Below are 17,621 nucleotides of genomic sequence, written 5' to 3'. Positions count from 1 at the left end.
TGACGCCGACGAGCTTGCCTGTGGGATGCACGTCGGCCTGGCGCGACTCGCCCGGACGCGTGGCGTACGCACCCACACTGGAGACGAAGGCCTATGCAGAGTCGTTCTGATACGCAGACCAGCACCGGTACGCGGATCTCGTCGGGCAACAACGGGCTCGACAACATCCTGGGCGGAGGCCTCGACGCGGATCGGATGTACCTCTACGAAGGCAAGCCGGGCACCGGCAAGACCACGCTCGCCCTGGAATTCCTGCTGGAGGGCGCGCGCCGCGGCGAGAAGGCGCTCTACATCTCGCTGTCGGAGACCGAAGCCGAACTGCAGCTGGTCGCCAGCCGCCACGGCTGGGACCTGAGCGGCGTGGAGATCTTTGAGCTCGTGCCGCCGGAAACCGCGCTGGATCCGTCGCAGGAACTCACCGTGCTGCACCCGGTGGAGGTCGAGCTGGGCGAGACGACCAAGCTCATCCTCGACCGCGTGGCCGAGCTCAATCCCAGCCGCGTGGTGATCGACAGCCTGTCGGAGCTGCGCCTGCTCGCGCAGAGTTCGCTGCGCTATCGCCGCCAGGTGCTCGCGCTGAAGCACTTCTTCGCCAGCCGTCGCTGCACCGTGGTGCTGCTGGACGACATGTCCTCCGCGCAGGACGACCTGCAGCTGCATTCGATCTCGCACGGCGTGGTGCTGCTGGAACAGCTCGCGATCGAATACGGCGCCGAACGCCGCCGCCTGCGCGTGATCAAGATGCGCGGCATGGAGTTCCGCGGCGGCTTCCACGACATGAAGATCCGCAAGGGCGGGCTGGACATCTTCCCGCGCCTGATCGCGGCCGAGCACCACAAGCCGTTCGTGGGCGAGTTCACTTCCAGTGGCAACGCCGAACTGGACAAGCTGCTCGGCGGCGGACTGGAACGCGGCACGAACGCGCTGCTGATCGGCTCGGCGGGCGTCGGCAAGTCCTCGCTCGCGCTGACCTACGCCATCGCGGCCGCCAAGCGCGGCGAACGTTCGGCGTTCTTCGCCTTCGACGAGGGCCGCGGGACGCTGGAAGCGCGCGCACGCACGCTCGGCCTGGACCTGCAGCCGGCGCTGGATTCGCGCCACATCATCTTCCAGCAGATCGATCCGGCCGAGATGTCGCCGGGCGAGTTCGCCGCCATCGTGCGCCGGCGCGTGGAAGAGGACGGCGTGCGCGTGGTGGTCATCGACAGCCTCAACGGCTACCTCAACGCAATGCCCGACGGGCGGTTCCTGATCCTGCAGATGCACGAGCTGCTGAGCTTCCTCGGCCAGCAGGGCATCCTCACGATCCTGATCCTCGCGCAGCACGGCCTCGTCGGGCCGGCCGACACGCCGCTGGACATCAGCTACCTCAGCGATGCGGTGATGATGCTGCGGTTCTTCGAACACGCCGGCACCGTGCGACGCGCGCTGTCGGTGGTGAAGAAGCGAAGCGGCCACCACGAGCACACGATCCGCGAGTTCCAGCTGAGCAGCAACGGCCTGCTGCTGGGCCAGCCGTTGCGCGATTTCCATGGTGTCTTCTCCGGCACGCCGTCCTATACCGGCGACAGCGAGCCGCTGCTGCATGGCGCCAATGGAACCGACTGAGTCCCTGCAGGAGGTCGTGCTGATCTTCGCGCCGACGGGGCGCGATGCGGCCTCCGCATCGGAACTGCTGCGTCGTGCCGGCATCGCCACGCGCATCTGCGACAGTTACGACGCGTTGCTGGCGCAGATCGAAACGGGCGCTGGCGTCGCCTTCGTCGCCGAGGAAGGTCTGTTCGGGCAGGCGCTGGAACGCCTCGCCGACCTGGTGCAGCGCCAGCCCGCATGGTCGGACCTTCCCTTTGTCATGCTCACCAGCCGGCACGAGCAACCGCGCGTGGCGGCATGGCGCAAGCAGCAGATCAAGCGATTGGGCAACGTGTCGCTGCTCGAGCGCCCGGTGCAGCCCATCACATTGGTCAGCGTCATGCAGGCGGCCTTGCGCGCGCGCAGGCGCCAGTTCGAGATACGCGCGCTGCTGCTTGCGCGCGACGCGGCCGCCGCCGGACTGGAATCGCTGGTGCAGAAGCGCACCGCGCAGCTGCAGCAGGTGAACACGCAACTGCGCGACGAGATCATCGAGCGCGCGCGCGTGGAGGAAACTCTGCGCCATGCGCAGAAGCTCGAGGCTCTCGGGCAACTCACCGGCGGCGTCGCGCACGATTTCAACAACCTGCTGATGGTGATCACCGCCGGCCTGGACATGCTCGAAATGCACGACGACCCCGTGCGCCGGGAGAAACTCGTGCGCGCGATGCAGCAGGCGGCGCAGCGCGGCGCGGGCTTGACCCGGCAACTGTTGGCGTTCTCGCGCAGTCGCGCATTGCACCCGGAAACGGTGAACCTGTCGACGCTGCTGGGCAACATGTCCGAACTGCTCGATCGCAGCCTGCGCGGCGACATCAAGGTCCACGTCGACCTCGCGCCCGACCTGTGGCCGGTGGTCGCCGATCCGGGCGAGCTGGAGCTGGTCATCCTCAACCTGGCCGTGAACGCCCGCGACGCGATGAGCGGCAGCGGCGTGATCACCATCACCGGCACGAATGCGCGGCAGACGATCGACGGCATCGAAGGCGATTTCGTCAGCCTCACCGTGCGCGACACCGGTTCGGGCATGACCGAGGAGGTGAAGGCGCGCGTGTTCGAACCGTTCTTCACCACGAAGGACGTCGGCAAGGGCTCGGGACTCGGGCTGGCGCAGGTATACGGATTCGCCAAGCAGTCCGGCGGCGCGGTGACGATCGACACGGTGGTCGGCGAAGGCACGCGGATCACCCTCGCCCTGCCCCGCTCGCACGAGATCGCCCGGCACGAGATCAGCCAGGCGCACCATCGCATCGATGCGCCGATGACGCCCGAGCGCTGCGTGCTGCTGGTGGAGGACGACGTCGAGGTGGCATCGCTGGTGGAGCAGATGCTGCGCGGCATCGGCTACGACGTGATCCACGCGACCAGCGCGACGGCGGCGCTTGGCGCGCTCGCCAACGGGCGACGCGTGGACCTGGTGTTCTCCGACATCATGATGCCGGGCGGCACCAACGGCATCGCGTTGGCGAAACAGATCCGCACGCGCCGGCCCGCGCTGCCGGTGCTGCTCACCAGCGGTTTTTCCGAGGCGATGCGCGGGGAAGCCGAGGCGCTGGGGATTTCGATCCTGCGCAAGCCGTACGGCCTGAGCGAGCTGCGCGCGGCGATCGAGCATCACGTAGCGGCGAGCACGGTTTCGTAACATCCCGCAGTCCCCATCGCCGTCCCGGGAGGCACCGATGTCCGACAAGGAACTCGCAGTCACCTCGCCGCTCGCTTCCACGTCCACCGATCTGGCTGCGCGACGAACGGGCATGGCGTTCCAGCGCACGCGCCTCGCGGCCGATCGCACGTTGATGGCGGTCATCCGCACGTCGCTGTCGCTGATCAGCTTCGGCTTCACCATCCACAAGGTGTTCGACCAGCTGAAGGAAGCCAAGATGATCGCGCACGCGGCATCGGGGCGTAACTTCGGCCTGTCGCTGGTGCTCATCGGCGCGCTGGTGCTGCTGATGGGCATCGTCTACCACGCGTGGTTCATGGTCGCGCTGCGCAGGCAGCGCGAAGCGATGCGCGCGGCGGGCACGCTGCATGCGGAAAGCCCCTTCCCGCCCTCGATGACGCTGGTGACGGCGCTGCTGCTGCTCACGCTCGGCATCGTCACGGCGGTGAGCATGATCTACCGCGTGGGGCCGTTCGCGTGACGGCAACGTTGCAACGGTGACAAGGTTGCGCGGCGCGGGCGATATGGACTCGTCCGGTGGTGGCGGGTGGCGCCTGCGCAGGCTAGAGTGACCCGACACCTCCTTGGACCTTCCGTCGCGGTGTCCATCCGCGACGACCCGACGGCGAGGTTTGCCATGAACCAACCTTTCCCGCCTGCGACGCCGCCGCGTCGCATCCTGTTGGCGACCGATCTTTCCAGCCGCGCGGATCGTGCATTCGACCGGGCGGTGCAGCTATGCAACCAGTGGGGCGCCGAACTGCACGTGCTGCACGCGGTGGAGGCGATGCGGCCTGCCATTCCGTTCGGCGTGGACGCGCACGCGTACATCCGCGGCCGCCGCGACCCGTGCGCCGATGCCGAACGCCTGCTGCGTCGCACTCTGACGCTTGAACAGGTGCGCGCCAACGTGCACGTGGAGGAAGGTTCCGCCTCGCACGCGATCCTCGCTGTCGCACAGCGCGAGGACTGCGACCTGGTGATCCTCGGCGAGAACCGCGACCGCCTCGTCGGTCCATTCGAAGGCACGCTCGACCACGTCGTGCGCGCCTCGCCCGCCTCGGTGCTCGCAGTGCGCAGCCGGCCGTACGCGCCGTATCGCAACCTGATGGTCGGCACCGATTTCACCGACGAATCGCAGCAGGCGCTGGCGACGTCCGCCTGCTGGTTCCCCGGCGCGGACATCGCGTTCGTGCATGCGTATTCGATGCCCTATTCCGGCCTGCTGCCAAGGGAAAGCCAGGAATGGGCGGACGGCCAGCTCGCCCACCTGCGCCGGCATCTGCACGAAACCGGCCTGCCCGACGGGGCGCGCGCCTCGGTGCGCCTGCTGGTCGATGCGGGCCCGCCGGCGATCGTGCTGCCGCGGCACGCGCAGGAACTGGAGGCGGACCTCACCGTCATCGGTGCGCATCCGCGCGGGATGCTCTTCGATGCGGTGGTCGGCAGTTCGCGGCTGATCATCGACGCGATCCCCGGCGACGTCCTCGTCGTGCGTGCCGTGCGGGGCGATCGCGCATGACGGCGGCTTCCGGCCACGACGGTGCGCGCCGATGACGGCGATTCCGCTCGCCCTGCTGGTCGCCCTGCCCTTCATCGGCACCGTGCTCGCCGCCGTGCTGCCCACGCGCTCGCGCACGCTGCTCGCCGCTTTCGCGGGCCTGATCGCCGCGGTCGTCGCGCTCATCCTGCTCACGGCGTTCCCGATGGTGCGCGGTGGCGGCGTCATCCGCGAGACGATCGCGTGGATGCCGTCGATCGGACTGGACCTCGCGTTCCGCATGGACGGCTTCGCGTGGATGTTCGCGGTGATGATCTCCGTCATCGGCGTGCTGGTGTGCCTCTACGCGCGCTACTACATGTCGCCGGAAGACCCCGCCGCGCGCTTCTACGCGATGCTGCTGGCCTTCATGGGCGCGATGCTCGGCGTCGTGCTGTCGGGCAACCTGCTGCAGCTGGTGGTGTTCTGGGAGCTCACCAGCCTCGCCTCGTTCCTGCTGATCGGCTACTGGTTCCACCGCACCGACGCGCAGCGCGGCGCGCGCATGGCGCTGATCGTCACCGGCGCCGGCGGGCTGTGCCTGCTCGGCGGCGTCGTGCTGCTGGCGCACATCACCGGCAGCTACCAGCTCGACGTGGTGCTCGAATCGGCGGCGACGATCAAGGCGCATCCGTGGTACCCCGCGACGCTGGTGCTCATCGCCATCGGCGCGCTCACCAAGAGCGCGCAGTTCCCGTTCCATTTCTGGCTGCCGCGCGCGATGGCCGCGCCCACGCCGGTGTCGGCGTACCTGCATTCGGCCACGATGGTGAAGGCCGGCGTGTTCGTGCTCGCGCGCTTCTGGCCGGTGCTGTCGGGCACCGACTGGTGGTTCTGGCTGATCGGCGGCGCGGGCGGCTTCACGCTGCTGCTGGGCGCGTACCTGGCGATGTTCCAGAACGACCTCAAGCGGCTGCTCGCGTATTCGACCATCAGCCACCTCGGCCTCATCACGCTGCTGCTCGGGCTCAACAGTCCGCTGGCGGCGGTGGCGGCGGTGTTCCACATCATGAACCACGCGACGTTCAAGGCCTCGCTGTTCATGGCGGCCGGCATCGTCGACCACGAAACCGGCACGCGCGACATCCGCCGCCTCAACGGCCTGATCCGCGCGATGCCGCGCACCGGCACGCTCGCGCTGGTCGCGACCGCGGCGATGGCCGGCGTGCCGCTGCTCAACGGGTTCCTGTCGAAGGAGATGTTCTTCTCCGAGACCGTCTTCCTGTCCGCATCGCCGGTCATCGAAGGCACGCTGCCGGTGCTGGCGACGGTCGCGTCGCTGTTCGCGGTCGTGTACTCGCTGCGTTTCGGTTACGACATCTTCTTCGGCCCGCCGTCCACCGACCTGCCGCGCACGCCCGAGGAGCCCCCGCGCTGGATGCGCATGCCGGTGTTCTTCCTCGTGCTGGCCTGCGTGGTCGTCGGCGTGGCGCCGACGTTCGCCATCGGCAAGGTGCTGAGCGCCGCCGCGCTGCCGGTGGTCGGCGGCGACCTGCCGGCCTACAGCCTCGCGCTGTGGCACGGCTTCAACCTGCCGCTGGTGATGAGCCTGGTCGCCATCGTCGGCGGCAGCGTCGGGTACGTGTGGCTGCGCGCGATGCAGGCGCGCGGGCGCCTGGAGCTGCCGCCGCTGATCTCGCGCTGGAACGGCCGCGAGCTGTTCGAGTCCATGCTGCTGGCCGTCACGCGCGGCGCGCGCGACGTGCTCGGCGTGGTGAGCACGCGGCGCCTGCAGCCGCAGCTGTTCATGGTGATCGCCACCGCCGTGGTGCTGGCGATGTTCGCCGCGCGCGGCTTCTCGCTGGCGTGGGGCGATCGACCGCGCGTGCCGGCGTCCAACGCGTTCGTGGTGCTGTGGATCGTCGGCATGGTTTGCGCGGTCGGCGCCGCCGCGACGGCGAAGTACCACCGCCTCGTCGCGATCACGCTGATGGGCGGCGCCGGGCTGGTGACGTGCCTGACGTTCGCGTGGTTCTCCGCGCCGGACCTGGCGCTGACGCAGATCGTGGTCGAAGTGGTCACCACGACGCTGTTCCTGCTCGGCCTGCGCTGGCTGCCGATGCGCATGCCCAAACCCGGGCAGGCCGTGCCGCTGCGCGATCGCGTGCGTCGCGCGCGCGACCTGCTGCTGGCGATCATCGTCGGCGGCGGGCTTGCCATGCTGTCGTTCGCGTTCCTCACGCGACCGGCGCCGCAGAGCATCTCGCCGTTCTTCCTCGCCAACGCGCTGCCCGGCGGCGGCGGCACCAACGTGGTGAACGTCATGCTGGTGGATTTCCGCGCCTTCGACACGCTGGGCGAGATCACCGTGCTCGGCGCCGTCGCGCTCACCGTCTATGCGTTGCTGCGACGGTTCCGGCCGCCCGCCGAAAGCATCGCGCAGCCCGACCAGCAGCGCGCCGTGCCGGAGGAAAAGGCGACCGACCTGCTCAAGCCGCGACGCGCGGACGAGTTCGCGCGCGGCTACCTGCTGGTGCCCTCGGTGATCGCGCGACTGCTGCTGCCGGTGGCGCTGGTCGTCGCGGCGCACTACTTCCTGCGTGGGCACAACGAACCCGGCGGCGGCTTCGTGGCCGGGCTCATCGTCGCCATCGCGCTGCTGATGCAGTACATCGTGTCGGGCACGCGCTGGGTCGAAACGCGCACGCATGTACGGCCGGCGCGCTGGATCGCGCTGGGCCTGCTGATCGGCGCGGTGACGGGAATGGGATCGGTGCTGCTGGGCTACCCGTTCCTGACCACGCATACCGCGCACGTCACGCTCCCGCTGCTGGGCGAAGTGCACCTGCCGACGGCGGCGTTCTTCGACCTCGCGGTGCTCGGCGTGGTGGTCGGCTCGACGCTGCTGATCCTCACCGCGCTGGCGCACCAGTCCATCCGCCAGCAGGCGCCGGCGCCGCATCCGCTGGAATCCAACCCGCTCAAGCCGGAGAAACCCTGATGGAAGTCCTGCTTGCGCTGGTGATCGGCGTGCTCGGCGGTGCCGGCGTGTGGCTGGTGCTGCGCCCGCGCACGTTCCAGGTCGTGATGGGGCTGGTGCTGCTGTCGTATGCGGTGAACCTCTTCATCTTCAGCATGGGCAGCCTGTCGATCGACCATCCGCCCATCGTGACGCCGGGCCAGCCCGCCGACCTGCACAACTACGCAGACCCGTTGCCGCAGGCGCTGGTGCTCACGGCGATCGTGATCGGCTTCGCGACAACGGCCCTGTTCCTCGTCGTCCTGCTGGCCGCGCGCGGGCTGAGCCGGACCGACCACGTCGATGGCGAACAGGACCCGCGATGAATCCATTCGCGACCCTGATCATCGTCCCCATCGTGCTGCCGCTGTTGACGGCGGCGGTGTTGCTGCTGGTACGCGATTCTCGCCGCCGGTTGACCTCGCTCATCAACATCATCGCGACCTTCGCCGGGCTGGTCGCCGCCGTCGCGATCCTCTGGCAGGTGAACCGCGCGGCCGGGCCGGACGCGATCGCCGTGCACCTCACGTCGAACTGGGCCGCGCCGTTCGGCATCGCGCTGGTGGCGGACCGCCTGTCGTCGATGCTGCTGGTGGTGGTCGGCGTGGTGAGTCTGGGCGCGGCGCTCTACGCGTCGGCCGGCTGGGGACGCGCGGGGTCGTACTTCCACCCGTTGTTCCAGATACAGCTGATGGGCATCAACGGCGCCTTCCTGACCGGCGACCTGTTCAACCTGTTCGTGTTCTTCGAGGTGATGCTCGCCGCGTCCTACGGCCTGCAGTTGCACGGCTCGGGCTGGCCGCGCGTGCGCTCGGGCATGCACTACATCGCGGTGAACCTGCTCGCCTCGTCGCTGTTCCTGATCGGGCTGGCGATCCTCTACGGCGTGATGGGCACGCTGTCGATGGCCGACGTCGCGGCGAAGGTGCCGTTCGTGCCGGTCGGCGATCGCGGCCTGCTGCATGCGGGCGCGGCGATCCTCGCCATGGCCTTCCTCATCAAGGCCGCCATCTGGCCGCTGAACTCGTGGCTGGTGCCGGCCTACACGGCGGCGAGCGCGCCGGTCGCGGCGCTGTTCGTGCTGATGACGAAAGTCGGCGTATACGCGCTGCTGCGCGTGTGGATGCTGCTGTTCCCCGCGCTCGACGGCGCCACCACGCAGTTCGGCGCGCCGCTGCTGCTCGCCGGCGGCCTCGCCACGCTCGCCTTCGGCGCGATCGGCGTGCTGGCGTCGATCCGCCTGGACCGCATCGCGGCGTTCTCGATCATCGTCACCTCGGGCACGCTGCTCGCGTCGTTCGCGACGGGTTCCGTCGCCGCCGCGGCGGCCGCGCTGTTCTACCTGATCAGCTCGACCTTCGCGGTCAGCGCGCTGTTCCTGATGGTGGAACCGGTGCAGCGCACGCGCTCCGAACGCCAGGCGCAACAGCCGCACTTCGACACGCTGCCCGACGAGGACGACAACCTCGACGACCAGCAGGTGCCGCTGGTGGGACGCGCGTTCCCGGTGTCGATGGCGACGCTGGGCCTGGCGTACATGGCGTGCTCGCTGCTGGTGGCGGGGCTGCCGCCGTTGTCCGGCTTCCTGTCGAAGGCGGCGATCCTGACCGCGATCGTCGGCGCGGATTCCGTCGCGAACCTCCCCACCTCGACATGGCTGCTGATGGCGCTGCTGCTGTGCGCCAGCCTGTTCACGACGATTTCGCTGGTGCGCGCCGGCATCCGCCATTTCTGGTCCAGCGGCGGACGCCATGCGCCGCGTCTGAAGCTGGTCGAAAGCGGCGCGGTGCTGGTTCTCATCGGCGCCTGCCTGGCGCTGACCGTGTTCGCCGAACCGGTGATGCGCTACACCAACGCCACCGCCGCGTACCTGCATGCGCCGCGTCCGTACGTGAACGCCGTGTTCGAGACCCCACCACGCGCCGGCCCGACCACGCCCGTCCATCCGCAGATCGAAACGCCATGAGCCTGCTCCGCAGAATCGCGCCCCTGCCCGGCCTGTCGCTGGCGTTGCTGGCGATCTGGTTGCTGCTCGCGCGCAGCGTGAGCGCCGGGCAGATCGCGCTCGGGCTCGTGGTCGCGCTCGGCATGCCGGTGCTGATCGCCAACCTGTGGCCTGCGACGACACGCGCGCGCCATCCGCTGACGATCCTGCGCTACACGCTGCTCGTCTCCGGCGACGTGGTGCATTCCAACCTCGTCGTGGCGTGGGGCGTCGTGCGATGGCGCTGGCACAAGCCGGCGTACCGGTTCGTCATCATCCCGCTGGACCTGCGCGATCCGGTCGGCCTGGCCGTGCTGTCGATGGTGACCACCATCGTGCCGGGCACGGTGTGGTCGGAACTGGCGGTCGATCGCAGCGCGATGCTGCTGCACGTGTGGGACGCGCCGGACGAAGCCGACTTCGTGGCCCGCTTCAAGGCGCGTTACGAGGCGCCGCTACGGGAGATCTTCGAATGAGCACGCTGCTGTTCTACGCCATCGGCTTCACGCTGGGCTGCTACGCGCTCGCGTCGCTGATGGTCCTGGTGCGCCTGCTGCGCGGCCCGCGCGCGCAGGATCGCGTGTTCGCGCTCGACCTGCTGTACATGCAGGCGATGCTGGTGGTGCTGGTGACCGGCATCTTCCACCAGAGCGATCGTTATTTCGAAGTGGCGCTGCTGATCGCGCTGTTCGGCTTCGTCAGTTCCGCCGGCATGGCGAAGTTCATCCTGCGCGGCGAGGTGATCGAATGAACGCCGTCGCGCCGTGGATCGAAGCCCTCGTCGCGATCCTGCTGGTGTGCAGCGGCGTGTTCGTGGTGATCGCCGCGACGGGCTTCCTGCGATTGCCGGGGTTCTTCCTGCGCATGCATCCGCCCGCGCTGACCTACACCATCGGCAGCTGGTGTGTCGCGCTGGCGGGCGTGCTGTATTTCTCCGCGCTCGAAGGCCGCTTGGCGCTGCATCCGCTGCTGGTGCCGGTGTTCCTGGCGATCACCGTGCCGGTCACGACCGTGCTGCTCGCGCGCGTCGCGCTGTTCCGGCGCCGCCTGGCGGGCAAGGCCGATACGCCGCCGTCGCTGGCCAGTGCCGACGCCTCCCCGCCGGAAGAAGAACGAAGCCCGCCGTAAGGGGGGCTTCGACGTTGCGCGCATAACCGCGCGATCAGGTCATTTCCGCCTCGTCCCGGCGTTTCATCGCATCGTTCGACGAAGCGTCGCGCCGCGTGCCCGCGTGCTCGCAGACCCAGTCGGCCAATCGCGTGTGGTAATCCACGCGATGCGCCAGGTTTCCCGTGCCGGCCATGCCGTGGCTTCCACGCGGATACACGACCATCCGCACCGGCGCCGTCGAGCACCGCACTAGGTTGGCGACCATCTCTTCCGACTGCCCCAGCGGACAGCGCTCGTCGTCCTGTCCCTGCAACAGCAGCACCGCCGCATCGGCACGACGGCAATATTCGACCGGCGACAGGCGGTGATACCGCTCGCGCACCTGGTCGATCTCGCCGCCCATCGCGTACGGCGTGACGTAGAAGCCGGTGTCGGACGTACCCGCGTGCGATTCGATGTTCGCCACCGGCGCGCTGACCACGGCCGCGCGGAACGCATCGCTGTGCCCCACCGCCCATGCGCTGAGGAAACCGCCATACGACTTTCCGGCGCACGCGATGCGGTCGTCGATGAGGCCGTCGGCGCGCAGCCGGTCGAGGATCGCCAAATGCTGCGGGAAGTCCAGCTCGCCCCAGCGGCCTATCAGGCGCTTGGCGAAATCGGTGCCGTAACTGCCGGAGCCCACGGCGTTCGGCGCGACGATCATCCAGCCGCGCGCCACCAGTTCGTACCAGTACACATGGCTGGGCAGGTCGATCAGCGCCGTGCTCTGCGGCCCGCCGTGCATGTCCACGAGCACGGGGAACGGGCCCTCGCCCTGCGGGCGCAGGATCCACGCATCGACCTGCTCGGTGCCGCCCTCGCCATCGGGCACGTCGAAACGGCGCACGCTCACGCGTGGCCGCTCGCGCTTGCGCGCCCAGGCGTTCAGCGCTGTATGGCGGCGTTCGTTCCCGTCGTCCCAGTCGCAGGTGAACACCTCTTCGGGGCGACGCATGGTGGCGACCGTGTAAAGCAGTCGCCCGTTGCTTTGACCGAGCTGCAATACGTGGCGAAGGCGACGCGCGAAGTGGCGCACCTCGTTGCGCTCGCAATCGATGACGGCGATTTCCTGCATGCCGCGGATGGACGCGATCGTCGCCACGCGCACGCCATCGGCATTCCAGACGAAGCGGTCGCCTTCCAGATGCAGATCGTCGCCGCCGAGTTCCTTCAACGCGCCGCTGGCGACGTCGATCAGCCACGGGCGATCGAGTGAATTGCCGGGCGTCCGGTTCGCGCCGAACACCAGTTTCGTGCCGTCCGGCGACCATCGGATGCCCGTCACGGAGGCGAGTTCGGTCGTGAGCTGCTTCGGGTCGGCGCCCTGCGCATCGGCGATCCACAGATCATGGCGGTGACGCTGCCGGCCTTCGCGCGTCCGCACGAACGCCAGGCGCTTTCCGTCGGGCGACCACTGCGCCTCCTTGACGTCGAAATCCCCGCGCGTGAGCTGTCGCGCGTCGCCGGACTGCACGTCCACGCTGAAGACATGCTTGCGCTTGCCGACGGCCGCGCCGCTGCCATCGAGCTTGTACGGCAGGTGGTTGACGACGATCGGGCGCTCGTTATCGGGCCGGGACGCGTCGTCGCGTTCGTCTTCGGCCCACGGCACCGACGCGCTCACCAACAGCCGTTTACCGTCGGCCGACCAGCCGGCGATGCTGCCCAGCGATTCCTCCATCGACGTCACGCAGCGCGCTTCGCCGCCGTGCAGCGACAGCACGTGCACCTGCGTGGTGGCGTTCTTGCGGCCGCGTGCCGACAGGAACGCAAGCGTCGATCCGTCGGGCGAAAGCACCGGCGACTGTGCCGGGAAATCGCGCGAGGTCAGCACGCGCGGCGATGCGTCGGACGCGGTGTCCAGCGTCCAAACGGTGGAAAGGTAGGTTTGCTGTTTTCGCGACGGTTGCGAGCGCAGGAATGCGGCTGTCGCGTGGGAGTCGGCGCCGTGCAGCGCCTGGATCGTGGTATGGAGATACAGATCGTCGACGCGTATCGCCTTGGTCATTTCGTTCACTTGCCCTTCCAGGGAACAGCGCCCGGGACGTCCCGGGCGCTGCGACGCTCGTCCGAGCGGTGCTCAGCGACGCTGGCCGCCGCCGCGCTCCTCTTCGCGCTGGTTGCCGCCGCGGTTTTCCTCGCGCTGGTTGTTGCCGCCTTCCTCGCGCTGGTTGCCCTGGGCTTCCTGGCGCTGGTTCTGGCCGTTCCCGCCCTGGTTCTGCTGGTTCTGCTGGTTCTGGTTCTGCTGACCCTGGTTCTGCTGACGCTCGTTGTTGTTGGCCACTGCTATCTCCAGTTGTCTACGCAGGCGGATGCCTGCACGGAGTTCATCGCAAACCCCGTGCCAGCGCGTTTTTACGAAACCTCCACGCGGCGGACTCATGCATGGCGCGCGATGGCAGTGCGCGCGTCCATGCGCGGTGAAAACTCGCGCGCCTTGCGCCGACAAAAAAATCCACGCGCATGAAAATCGTGCACCTGGCGTTTTCGTCGCCGTACATGAACGCTTTCGCGCACCATCGCCGCGACGTCCACCTCATCTCCACTGCGAGAATGCAATGGTGTGGCGCAATCCCTCACGGAGCACGAAGCCATGGCACGCGACATCCTCAAGACCCTCAAGGCTGAACACGACGAGCTGAAGCAGCTGTTCTCCGAGCTGAACGAAACGACCGACCGCGGCGTCAAGACGCGCGAGAACCTGCTGCAGAAGATCGAAGCGGCGCTGATGCCGCACGCCAAGTGGGAAGAGAAGGTGTTCTACCCGGCGTTCAAGGAACGCGCGGACCGCGACGGCCTGAAAACGCACGCCGAGGCGCTCGCCGAGCACCATGCCGTGGAGAACTCGGTGATTCCGGAAGTGCACGCCGCCGATCCGGGCACGCCGGAATTCGCCGGCCGCACGAAGGTCTTCGGCGAGTTCATCACGCACCACGCCAAGGAAGAAGAAAACACCATGTTCAAGATGGCGCGCGAGCTGTTTTCCGCCGAGGAGCGCGCGCAGCTGGACGAGGAATACGAGGAGTGGAAGCAGTCCGACGCCGCGATGGCACTGATTGCCGGCGAGAAGGCGAAGGCCGGCATGAAGGGCGCGGTCAAGTCGATGACGCAGTAACTCGCGTTTTTCCTGCTTGACGGAAACCCCTCACCGCAAGGGCGAGGGGTTTTTCATTGCGTAACGAATCAGCGCGCTTCGAACATCCGCCGCAGGTACGGGGCCGTGCGGCTCTCCTTGGCGCGGCTCACCGTTTCCGGCGCGCCCGCCGCGACGATGCGTCCGCCCTCCTCGCCCGCCCCCGGCCCCATGTCGATCACCCAATCGCTGTCGGCCACCACGCGCATCTCGTGCTCGATCACGACGACCGTGTTGCCCGCATCGACCAGCCCGTGCAACTGCGCCATCAGCTTGTCGACATCGGCCGCGTGCAGGCCGGTGGTGGGTTCGTCGAGCACGTAGAGCGTGTCGCCACGCTGGCTGCGTTGTAGTTCGGTCGCGAGCTTGATGCGCTGCGCCTCGCCGCCCGACAGCTCCGTGGCCGGCTGGCCGAGCCGCAAGTATCCCAGGCCGATGTCGTGCAGCAGCGCGAGCGGGCGCTGCACGACGGGTTCGTCGGCGAAGAACGCCATCGCTTCGTCAACCGTCATCGCCAGCACCTGCGCGATGTTGCGCCCGTTCCATTCCACTTCCAGCGTCTTCGCGTTGTAGCGGCTGCCGTGACAGGTCGGGCACGGCGCGTACACGCTGGGCATGAACAGCAGTTCGACGCTGACGAAGCCCTCGCCTTCGCAGGTTTCGCAACGGCCCTGCGCGACGTTGAAGGAGAAGCGACCCGCGCTGTAGCGGCGCGATTTGGCCATCTTCGTCGCGGCGAAAAGTTTGCGCACGTGGTCGAACAGGCCGGTGTACGTGGCGAGGTTCGATCGCGGCGTGCGGCCGATCGGTTTCTGGTCGACGTTGACCAGCCGCCGGATGGCATCGGCGCCTTCGCCGAGCTTTCCGACGGTGCGCGCGATCGGGCTGAACGACGGCGCCTCGCCCTCGCTTTCCTCGACGATGGGCTCGTGGCCGAGGTGGTCGCCAACCAGTTCGACGAGCGCCTGGCTGACCAGGCTCGATTTCCCCGAACCCGACACGCCGGTGACCGAGGTGAACGCGCCGATCGGAAAGCGCACGTCCACGCCATGCAGGTTGTTGCGGTGCACGCCGCGCAGTTCGAGCCAGCGCGTCGCCTCGCGTGGCGTGCGGCGCACGGCCCGCGCGCCGAACAGATAGCGACGCGTCATCGACGGCTCGATCTTGCGCAGTCCGTCCGGCGGCCCGCTGTAGAGCACCTGCCCGCCGTGCTGGCCCGCGCCGGGGCCGACATCGACCAGCCAGTCGGCGCGATGCATCAGGTCCAGGTCGTGCTCCACGACGAACAGCGTGTTGCCCGTGCCCTTGAGCTGGTCGAGCGCGTCGTAGAGCGCCTCGCTGTCGGCCGGATGCAGGCCCGCGGACGGCTCGTCCAGCACGTAGACCACGCCGAACAGGTTCGAACGGATCTGCGTCGCGAGCCGCAGGCGCTGCAATTCGCCCGGAGAGAGCGTCGGCGTCGGCCGATCGAGCGCGAGATAGCCCAGCCCCAGCGCCAGCAACGTGCCGATGCGTTCAACCAGGTCGTGCGCGATGCGCTGGGCGGCGATGCGTTTTTCCTCCGACAGGTCCGGCGTGCGGCGCACGTCCGAGCTGCCGGCATGTGCCGAGCCGCCCGACGCGATGCGCGTGGCGACGTCCTTGCGGCTCGCCGCGCGGCTGCGCGTGCGCGTATCGACCGGCGCGTCGAAGCGGCCTTCGGCGGCGGGCTTCAGCACCTGCGCGATGCGGTCGAGCGAGAGCTGTGAAAGCGTGCCGATGTCGAGCCCGGCGAACGTCACCGACAGCGCCTCGCGCTTGAGGCGTCGTCCGCCGCAGACGGGGCACGGCGCACCGGTCATGAACCGCGACACGCGCTTCTTCATCAGCGCGCTCTGCGTGGTGGCGAAGGTGTGCAGCACGTAGCGCCGCGCGCCGGTGAAGGTGCCCATGTACGCCGGTTCGGTCTTGCGCTTGAGCGCGCTGCGTGTTTCCGCCGGCGTGAAGCCGGGGTACACCGGCACGGTCGGGGTGTCCTCGGTGAACAGGATCCAGTCGCGGTCCTTCTTCGGCAGCTTCGACCACGGAATGTCGACGTCGTAGCCGAGCGTCACCAGGATGTCGCGCAGGTTCTGCCCGTGCCACGCCGGCGGCCACGAGGCGATGGCGCGCTCGCGGATGCTCAGCGACGGGTCGGGCACCATCGACTGCTCGGTCACCTCAAACACGCTGCCCAGGCCATGGCAGTTCGGGCACGCGCCCTGGGGCGTGTTCGGCGAGAAATCCTCGGCGAACAGCATCGGCTGCTTCGGCGGGTACGTGCCGGCGCGCGAATACAGCATGCGCACGAGGCTCGACAGCGTGGTGATGCTGCCCACGGTGGAGCGCACGTTCGGCGTGCCGCGCTGTTGCTGCAGCGCGACGGCGGGCGGAAGGCCCTCGATCGCGTCCACGTCCGGCACGCCGACCTGGTCGATCAGCCGGCGTGCGTACGGCGACAGGGATTCCAGGTAGCGCCGCTGCGCTTCGGCGTACAGCGTGCCGAAGGCGAGCGAGGATTTCCCCGACCCCGACACGCCGGAGAACACCACCAGCGCGTCGCGGGGAATGTCGACGTCGACCTCGCGCAGGTTGTGCTCGCGCGCGCCGCGAACGCGGACGAAGGGGTCGGTGCCGGGCGGATCGGAAGCGCGTCGTGCCATGGCCCCGCATTCAACACCGCCACGCGCCCACGTACGGTGACGGGCCGCTTCCCGACGCACGCTTCACGCCGCTGCCGCCAACGTGCCACGCAGGTGACCGACGAGAACCCGATGGCAAAGCTGCGCCACACCGACTGGCCGGACCGCCTCTGGATCATCCGCCACGGCCAGAGCGCCGGGAACGTGGCGCGCGATCTGGCCGAGGCGTCGGGGCTGGAGCTGATCGACATCACCACGCGCGACGCCGACACGCCGCTGTCGTCGCTCGGCCAGCAGCAGGCGCACGCGCTCGGCGCCTGGTTCGGCGCCCTGCCCGCGCCAGAGCAGCCCAACGTCGCCTTCAGCTCGCCCTTCGTGCGCTCGGCGCAGACCTGCCATGCGATCCAGCAGCACCTGGCGCAGGAGGTCGAAGTGCAGCTCGACGAGCGCCTGCGCGAGAAGGAGTTCGGCATCCTCGACCGCTACACGGTGCACGGCATCAGGACCAAGTTCCCGGAACTGGCCGCGCAACGGGCGTCGGTCGGCAAGTTCTATTTCCGCCCGCCCGGCGGCGAGAGCTGGTGCGACGTGATCCTGCGGCTGCGCAGCGTGATCGAGGTGCTGCGCCGCGACCACGTCGGCGACCGCGTGGTGATCGTCGCGCACCAGGTGATCGTGAACTGCTTCCGCTACCTGCTCGAATGCATGGACGAGGCCGAAGTGCTCGAACACGACCGCCGCGCCGACGTGCCCAACTGCTCGATCACCGAATACGCGATCGACCGGACCGACCCCGACTCGCGCTTCTGCCTGGTGCGTGCGAACTTCGTCGTGCCGACGATCGAGGACGAAGCGGCGGTGACCGTCGCGCCCGACAAGCCGGCCGGGCCGAAATGAC

General features: G+C 68.6%; 15 protein-coding genes and 1 pseudogene. 12 read left to right on the top strand and 4 right to left on the bottom strand.

The genetic code is table 11. The annotated features are described in order from the left end of the window. Window positions 1–93 precede the first annotated feature (93 nt). The 10 genes and pseudogenes from LA521A_RS08590 to LA521A_RS08545 all read left to right on the top strand — a co-directional run bounded on the left by LA521A_RS08590 (window position 94) and on the right by LA521A_RS08545 (window position 10,906). A complete protein-coding gene (locus LA521A_RS08590) occupies window positions 94–1,608 on the top strand; it encodes an ATPase domain-containing protein (protein ID WP_281781879.1) in 1,515 nt (504 codons plus the stop codon). Next, window positions 1,595–3,274 carry an ATP-binding protein gene (locus LA521A_RS08585; RefSeq protein WP_281781878.1) on the top strand — a complete coding sequence of 560 codons (1,680 nt, stop codon included), beginning with the start codon at window positions 1,595–1,597 and terminating at the stop codon, window positions 3,272–3,274. The genes LA521A_RS08590 and LA521A_RS08585 overlap by 14 nt, the downstream gene beginning before the upstream one ends. 37 nt (window positions 3,275–3,311) lie before the next feature. After that, the gene (locus LA521A_RS08580; protein ID WP_281781877.1) at window positions 3,312–3,776 is read left to right on the top strand and encodes a YidH family protein; all 465 of its coding nucleotides are present in this window, start codon (window positions 3,312–3,314) and stop codon (window positions 3,774–3,776) included. A gap of 156 nt (window positions 3,777–3,932) precedes the next feature. Continuing rightward, window positions 3,933–4,817 carry a universal stress protein gene (locus tag LA521A_RS08575; RefSeq protein ID WP_281781876.1) on the top strand — a complete coding sequence of 295 codons (885 nt, stop codon included), beginning with the start codon at window positions 3,933–3,935 and terminating at the stop codon, window positions 4,815–4,817. 31 nt (window positions 4,818–4,848) lie between these two features. Next, window positions 4,849–7,783, top strand: a pseudogene (locus LA521A_RS08570) (monovalent cation/H+ antiporter subunit A); the annotation flags it as partial. Beyond that, window positions 7,776–8,120 carry a Na+/H+ antiporter subunit C gene (locus tag LA521A_RS08565; protein ID WP_281781874.1) on the top strand — a complete coding sequence of 115 codons (345 nt, stop codon included), beginning with the start codon at window positions 7,776–7,778 and terminating at the stop codon, window positions 8,118–8,120. The pseudogene LA521A_RS08570 and the gene LA521A_RS08565, both read left to right, overlap by 8 nt. Further along, window positions 8,117–9,760 carry a monovalent cation/H+ antiporter subunit D gene (locus tag LA521A_RS08560; protein WP_281781873.1) on the top strand — a complete coding sequence of 548 codons (1,644 nt, stop codon included), beginning with the start codon at window positions 8,117–8,119 and terminating at the stop codon, window positions 9,758–9,760. Before LA521A_RS08565 ends, LA521A_RS08560 begins: the two co-directional genes overlap by 4 nt. Further along, the gene (locus LA521A_RS08555; RefSeq protein WP_281781872.1) at window positions 9,757–10,254 is read left to right on the top strand and encodes a Na+/H+ antiporter subunit E; all 498 of its coding nucleotides are present in this window, start codon (window positions 9,757–9,759) and stop codon (window positions 10,252–10,254) included. Before LA521A_RS08560 ends, LA521A_RS08555 begins: the two co-directional genes overlap by 4 nt. After that, entirely contained in the window at window positions 10,251–10,529 is a 279-nt protein-coding gene (locus tag LA521A_RS08550) for a K+/H+ antiporter subunit F (RefSeq protein ID WP_281781871.1), read from the top strand. Before LA521A_RS08555 ends, LA521A_RS08550 begins: the two co-directional genes overlap by 4 nt. Further along, entirely contained in the window at window positions 10,526–10,906 is a 381-nt protein-coding gene (locus tag LA521A_RS08545) for a Na+/H+ antiporter subunit G (RefSeq protein WP_281781870.1), read from the top strand. Before LA521A_RS08550 ends, LA521A_RS08545 begins: the two co-directional genes overlap by 4 nt. Before the next feature lie 34 nt (window positions 10,907–10,940). Here LA521A_RS08545 and LA521A_RS08540 read toward each other — a convergent pair whose 3' ends face one another. From LA521A_RS08540 to LA521A_RS08530, 3 genes are all read right to left on the bottom strand, one after another. Beyond that, window positions 10,941–12,938 carry a S9 family peptidase gene (locus tag LA521A_RS08540; RefSeq protein WP_281782056.1) on the bottom strand — a complete coding sequence of 666 codons (1,998 nt, stop codon included), beginning with the start codon at window positions 12,936–12,938 and terminating at the stop codon, window positions 10,941–10,943. Window positions 12,939–13,010: 72 nt separating this feature from the next. Then, window positions 13,011–13,214, bottom strand: coding sequence for a hypothetical protein (locus tag LA521A_RS08535; protein ID WP_281781869.1), 204 nt, complete (start codon window positions 13,212–13,214; stop codon window positions 13,011–13,013). Between the two features lie 95 nt (window positions 13,215–13,309). Then, window positions 13,310–13,465, bottom strand: a complete 156-nt coding sequence (locus LA521A_RS08530) for a hypothetical protein (RefSeq protein WP_281781868.1) — start codon at window positions 13,463–13,465, stop codon at window positions 13,310–13,312. A gap of 58 nt (window positions 13,466–13,523) precedes the next feature. Between LA521A_RS08530 and LA521A_RS08525 the strand changes: the two genes are divergently transcribed. Continuing rightward, window positions 13,524–14,045, top strand: coding sequence for a hemerythrin domain-containing protein (locus tag LA521A_RS08525; RefSeq protein ID WP_281781867.1), 522 nt, complete (start codon window positions 13,524–13,526; stop codon window positions 14,043–14,045). A 68-nt stretch (window positions 14,046–14,113) separates the two neighbouring features. Here LA521A_RS08525 and LA521A_RS08520 read toward each other — a convergent pair whose 3' ends face one another. Further along, a complete protein-coding gene (locus LA521A_RS08520) occupies window positions 14,114–16,744 on the bottom strand; it encodes an excinuclease ABC subunit UvrA (RefSeq protein ID WP_281781866.1) in 2,631 nt (876 codons plus the stop codon). 111 nt (window positions 16,745–16,855) lie between these two features. On the opposite strand from LA521A_RS08520, the gene LA521A_RS08515 reads away from it, so the two are divergent. Continuing rightward, window positions 16,856–17,620: a histidine phosphatase family protein gene (locus tag LA521A_RS08515; protein WP_281781865.1), complete on the top strand. Its 765-nt coding sequence runs from the start codon at window positions 16,856–16,858 to the stop codon at window positions 17,618–17,620. Window position 17,621: the final 1 nt, after the last annotated feature.

The organism is Lysobacter auxotrophicus, assembly GCF_027924565.1.
In the GTDB taxonomy this organism is placed as follows: Bacteria; Pseudomonadota; Gammaproteobacteria; order Xanthomonadales; family Xanthomonadaceae; genus Lysobacter_J; species Lysobacter_J auxotrophicus.
Note: the sequence above shows the minus strand (reverse complement) of the source record. Positions and strands in the feature narration are given on the sequence as shown.

Coding starts and splice junctions, on each gene's coding strand:
- LA521A_RS08590 (WP_281781879.1), top strand. CDS start 94: ATGCAGAGTCGTTCTGATACGCAGACCAGCACCGGTACGCGGATCTCG.
- LA521A_RS08585 (WP_281781878.1), top strand. CDS start 1,595: ATGGAACCGACTGAGTCCCTGCAGGAGGTCGTGCTGATCTTCGCGCCG.
- LA521A_RS08580 (WP_281781877.1), top strand. CDS start 3,312: ATGTCCGACAAGGAACTCGCAGTCACCTCGCCGCTCGCTTCCACGTCC.
- LA521A_RS08575 (WP_281781876.1), top strand. CDS start 3,933: ATGAACCAACCTTTCCCGCCTGCGACGCCGCCGCGTCGCATCCTGTTG.
- LA521A_RS08565 (WP_281781874.1), top strand. CDS start 7,776: ATGGAAGTCCTGCTTGCGCTGGTGATCGGCGTGCTCGGCGGTGCCGGC.
- LA521A_RS08560 (WP_281781873.1), top strand. CDS start 8,117: ATGAATCCATTCGCGACCCTGATCATCGTCCCCATCGTGCTGCCGCTG.
- LA521A_RS08555 (WP_281781872.1), top strand. CDS start 9,757: ATGAGCCTGCTCCGCAGAATCGCGCCCCTGCCCGGCCTGTCGCTGGCG.
- LA521A_RS08550 (WP_281781871.1), top strand. CDS start 10,251: ATGAGCACGCTGCTGTTCTACGCCATCGGCTTCACGCTGGGCTGCTAC.
- LA521A_RS08545 (WP_281781870.1), top strand. CDS start 10,526: ATGAACGCCGTCGCGCCGTGGATCGAAGCCCTCGTCGCGATCCTGCTG.
- LA521A_RS08540 (WP_281782056.1), bottom strand. CDS start 12,938: ATGACCAAGGCGATACGCGTCGACGATCTGTATCTCCATACCACGATC.
- LA521A_RS08525 (WP_281781867.1), top strand. CDS start 13,524: ATGGCACGCGACATCCTCAAGACCCTCAAGGCTGAACACGACGAGCTG.
- LA521A_RS08520 (WP_281781866.1), bottom strand. CDS start 16,744: ATGGCACGACGCGCTTCCGATCCGCCCGGCACCGACCCCTTCGTCCGC.
- LA521A_RS08515 (WP_281781865.1), top strand. CDS start 16,856: ATGGCAAAGCTGCGCCACACCGACTGGCCGGACCGCCTCTGGATCATC.